Below are 4,531 nucleotides of genomic sequence, written 5' to 3' on the forward strand. Positions count from 1 at the left end.
ACCCTGCATCGGATATAAAGCTTTCTGTATAATTAGTTCCGGCTTGACCTTCATGAGAGAAAGCACGATTACCATCAATCACACCGGTACCCTGCAACGATATTTTTGAGCTATTAAGTATGACAATACCGCTTGGGCATTTAAATATGCGACTGTTGCCTGCTACTGTACTCGCAGATCTCGCCGCACTATCAACAATAACACGGTCATTATAAACGGCAACAATTTTAAAGGCGTTAAACCTGTGTGTAGTTTGTCCGCCCTGGTTAGGCATATTATTGTCATCTACTCCGGCAACATCATTTACACGGAATTTGGTATTGGCATTAGCTACGTAATAAGTAGTAGCGCCTACCTCTGAATCTGCTGTAAGTGGATATTCCACTACATTTGCCCGTTTAAGAACACAATTAATATTAATGGTTTTTCCTTTTTGATTTTCAATCAAAAAACTTTGATCGTATCTTATTGTGTCTTTTATACTATGACCTACTTCTAATCTTAGTACATTGGCAGAAGCAACTGCGCGACTGAGCCTAGCAGCATTTAAGTAAGCGCTGCTGTTAGTGCTAACACCCCACCATGCAGCATCCGAGATATCGCCAACGCCAATGCGTACCCATTTGCCTGTAATGCCACCGAATACCCGGCCGCTATCTATTATTCCGGCAGGCGATTTTATAAAAATACCACCACGTAGCGAGTCTGTTACTACGGCGACTGATTCAGGGCCTGCATAATTTTCTAATTGTGATATAGTAGACAGTGCGACAGATGTACTGTCTTTACGCATATATAGTTTAACCGTTCGTGCATAAAGGCTATCAGCATAATGTTTCCCAAAAGCATTAACCAAACTGCCTGGTGTCCTGAACATTTTATTTAACTCGGCAGAACTATAAACGCGCCTGTAGTTTAGCCCGGGGAAACTTACCCAGGTTTGATTTAAGGTATCAGTACCAAGAGTTCTGAATGCCACCGGTGATCTTGAATCGGTACCAGGAGGCAAATTTGTGGTGTTCTGCGAATGAGCATAATATACCGCAAAACAAAAAAGTATTGTTATTAAATATTTGATTTTCATGTATGATTAAGGTTTAATGGTAAGGGTGATATTATCAATGCTTGTTAAGCCATCGCCGCTGTCATGTGCATACACATCAATACTATCCAGCGTATCAAATGAATAATTTTTATCAACGATTACATCCCACACAACTCTCTTTGTATTATCGTTAACATTCATTTCAATAATTATTGAGGGATCATTACCATACTCGCTATAGTTGTCGGCATAATTGATGGTGAAGGGGATAGGTGATCCTGCAGGAATTTGGATGGTTACAGGCTCTGTCGGGACGTAAATTAGAGATATGCCTGCCGGCCAGTCGTTATTGATTTTAGGGCCATAAAGCTTGTAATTGTCGGTATCTAAATAAAAGTCACCATTATTGCCAATACTGTTTGACGGATTACCTGTGCCATTAAATATTGTATTAGCATTAGTACCTTTAATGGCTTTACCTGCCGGCCATACTCCAGATGCTTTAGGGCCAAAAATTGCAAGGGTAGTGGTGTTAATATAAAAATCACCATTTACTCCAGTACTGTTAACAGGATCGGTTGTGCCATTCAGAATACTGCTGCCTCTTGGCCCCTGGGGACCGGAAGAAATTGAAAATACCTGCGACCATGCATTATCAATCTTTTTATAAAATATACCGGTTAGTACATCAATATAGGTGTCGTTATTGCCTCCTGTATTACTTAAAGGCGCGCCTGTATTATATAAAACAGTACTGTCGGGAGTAGTATTAATAACAGGTATATAGGTATTTGTCCATACGCTGTTTATTTTTTGATATACATTCCCGGTATTTGTGTTTAAAAATACATCGCCATTTTTACCGGTATTGTTTTGTGGCAACACCGTTCCAAAAGTCATTTTTGTACCAACCACAAGATTGGTAGAAAGGTATTCGATTAACTGTGTGAAGTTGTATTGATAATCTGTGCCATCTCTAACAATTACCGAAATATCCGTTGAATTGATAGACGATGCTACGGCAAGTTCGCTTATCTTTTTATCGGTAGCCATTAGTTTAAAAATTCGTTAATAAGTAAGTAATTGGTGGTTGGTAAAATATCTGATGGATAGTTATAGGCCGTTTTGTCAACGCCTCTTATTCTGGGGCCTGCCTGCCTGCTGCTTTTATTGCTGCTATCGTATTTCCATAATGGAAACAAGTGTTTATTATCCCACAAAAAGCGCTCAACATCATTGGCATAAGCATTAGCAATGCTGCGATGCTGCTGCACAAGCTTTACAAGCTCTGGCGGCGCTATGGCAACACCTTGTTCATGATGCTTTATTACAGGGCCGGTAGGTGTATATTGTACTGCGTTATTCTCTATAAACCGGGCGAAAGTGAAGTACACCAGCATTGGCGATAAACCCTCATATAATACGATATTGCCTTTTTCATCTAAATATTCGGCACCATTTAAAAGGTCTTTATAGTGCTGTGGTGCGTCATTGCTAATTGTTCCATCAATATTGCAGTTTCTTATTAAATCGTAATATAAAGCATATCCTAAAAATGGTTTCAGATCAAGATGTTGGGCTTTTTTGATGAATGCCTGTAGTTTTTCGGGTTTTATGTTTACAGAGATATCCTCATATCGCTGAAAAGTTGTTTGATTAATTAAATATATCTGGCTCATTTTATAGTTTGATTAAGTGATAAGATGATTGGTAAATGGTATTGAGATAAGATTAATGACCATGCCGGTGATCAGCTTTTATTGGTCACTTAATCAATTGAGGGGAGAATCAATTTTGGGCTGGTGCAATTACCATGGCCTCGGCTTCAGCTTGTTTAAAACCATAAGCATGTACCAGGGCCGCTATTTTGTTTTGAGCTGGTATGGCTGCTAACAGCAATTGATTAATACTGTTGCCTGCTTTTATGCCGATACTGTCTTCGGCTATGTTTGCTGGCACAGGTATAATATTCCAGTTGGCCGATGGATTGATATCGATGTAGAAATGTGAGAGCAGTTCAGCTAATACTTCAGATATTTCAAGCCTGTCAGGCGCTGTATTATCATTAAACTCCCTTATCGCCTCCTTTTTTTCACCACCATTACTAAGGCCCGATGATTTCTCGGCGTTTACCAATTCTTTAGGGATCGAAAATCCTTTTATAATGCGTGCCTCTACAGAGCGTTCGGTGCTTTCAAAAAGCTTATCATTATTTTGAATGGCATATGGCTGAAACTCAGGTTTTGAGTTCTCGTCCTCATATTCAATAACAATTATTTTTTGAGCGCTTTTTGTACCCTGAAAAGCTCCCAGATCTTTTTCGAGTTGCGATGGAGACTGTGATCCGCTGTCAACACCACCTTTGTTGTCTGCCTCTTCGCGGCGCGATTGCATGAATAACATGGTTGACGGTAAAAAACCTGTCGTTACCTCACGGTTATTAAAAGCTTTAATGCCAGCTTCGGTCTCAAAATCTTCCCAAACACTGTCGGCTTCAATCAGCGGATAGTCATCAACTTCAGGATTAAAGTAATACAGCTGACCTTTATAGTTTTCCCAGCCGCCGGCATCTGTAACCTGTTGTTTTATAACCTCAGGGTCGGGATCATAATTATCAAAAAATATCACCTTGCTGCGCATAATATGCTTCCATGTTTTGCGGCCCCAGTCGTTATACACAGCGAATTTTCCTGTAGTTCCGGGTTGGTCGGTATCGCCCATGCGGATATCCTCGAACCTTACATAATTTACTGATGATATTTTAAAGTTGGCATTATAATTTACATGGATGCCAAAACCGGTAAATAAGGCTTTATCGGTAGCAATGGCTTTTAGTAGCTTGGCAAGCGTTAAACCTTTAGAGTTAATAAGCTGCTTGCCCAGATCTTTTTCTTCAAAACCATTACCTGCAATAAACTTCGTCCGTTTATTCCAGCAATCTTTAGCCGTTGGCGAGGCCGACACCAGTTCCATCATACGCTGGGGATATGCGTTATCTACATCGTAATTAAGTATGCCAAAGGTTTGATTGGGCCTAACTAATATGCGGCGTTCAATTTGTGGTAAGTAGGTTTTCATATACTCGCCTCCTGGTTTTTAGGCATAACTGTTTTTGCTTTTCTAGATAATAATTTAGTTTTTTTAGGCTGATCTGTTGTGCTGGTGCTTTGGGCGGTAGTGATAAGAAACAACGAAGCTATGTGCGGATATTTTTGAAGATACCAGGCGGCTTCTTCATCGGTAGTGTTATCATTATTGTGCATGGCCGCACTGCCGGGTGCAAATTGATGGCTGCCGGGTTTCAGAATGTATTTTTTTGTCATTTGCTTTGATGTTTGGGTTAAGTGCATAACCGGAGGGCAATAGCCCATAGTGTTTATAGATGAGAGTTATTGTGATACGGTGTACTATGGCACTATTGCCGCCGGTTATGGGCTGTAATTAATCTACCAGTGCCTCGATGGCAGCCAGTGTACTGGCATAAGT

At 40.3% G+C, this 4,531-nt stretch carries 5 protein-coding genes; all 5 read right to left on the reverse strand.

Annotation, left to right across the window (positions count from 1 at the left end):
* A partial coding sequence (locus tag AAGC65_RS25065; protein WP_343115197.1) for a hypothetical protein occupies positions 1–1,084 on the reverse strand: 1,084 nt, incomplete at its 3' end.
* Between the two features lie 6 nt (positions 1,085–1,090).
* Positions 1,091–2,098, reverse strand: a complete 1,008-nt coding sequence (locus AAGC65_RS25070; RefSeq protein WP_343115198.1) for a hypothetical protein — start codon at positions 2,096–2,098, stop codon at positions 1,091–1,093.
* The gene (locus tag AAGC65_RS25075; protein ID WP_343115199.1) at positions 2,098–2,724 is read right to left on the reverse strand and encodes a hypothetical protein; all 627 of its coding nucleotides are present in this window, start codon (positions 2,722–2,724) and stop codon (positions 2,098–2,100) included. Before AAGC65_RS25075 ends, AAGC65_RS25070 begins: the two co-directional genes overlap by 1 nt.
* 109 nt (positions 2,725–2,833) lie before the next feature.
* A complete protein-coding gene (locus tag AAGC65_RS25080; RefSeq protein WP_343115200.1) occupies positions 2,834–4,123 on the reverse strand; it encodes a hypothetical protein in 1,290 nt (429 codons plus the stop codon).
* Entirely contained in the window at positions 4,120–4,368 is a 249-nt protein-coding gene (locus AAGC65_RS25085; protein ID WP_343115201.1) for a hypothetical protein, read from the reverse strand. Before AAGC65_RS25085 ends, AAGC65_RS25080 begins: the two co-directional genes overlap by 4 nt.
* Positions 4,369–4,531 lie beyond the last annotated feature (163 nt).

The organism is Mucilaginibacter sp., assembly GCF_039207105.1.
Taxonomy (GTDB): domain Bacteria; phylum Bacteroidota; class Bacteroidia; order Sphingobacteriales; family Sphingobacteriaceae; genus Mucilaginibacter.

Bases quoted from the DNA above. Each gene is read 5' to 3' on its own strand.
- AAGC65_RS25070 (WP_343115198.1), bottom strand. From the start codon at position 2,098: ATGGCTACCGATAAAAAGATAAGCGAACTTGCCGTAGCATCGTCTATC.
- AAGC65_RS25075 (WP_343115199.1), bottom strand. From the start codon at position 2,724: ATGAGCCAGATATATTTAATTAATCAAACAACTTTTCAGCGATATGAG.
- AAGC65_RS25080 (WP_343115200.1), bottom strand. From the start codon at position 4,123: ATGAAAACCTACTTACCACAAATTGAACGCCGCATATTAGTTAGGCCC.
- AAGC65_RS25085 (WP_343115201.1), bottom strand. From the start codon at position 4,368: ATGACAAAAAAATACATTCTGAAACCCGGCAGCCATCAATTTGCACCC.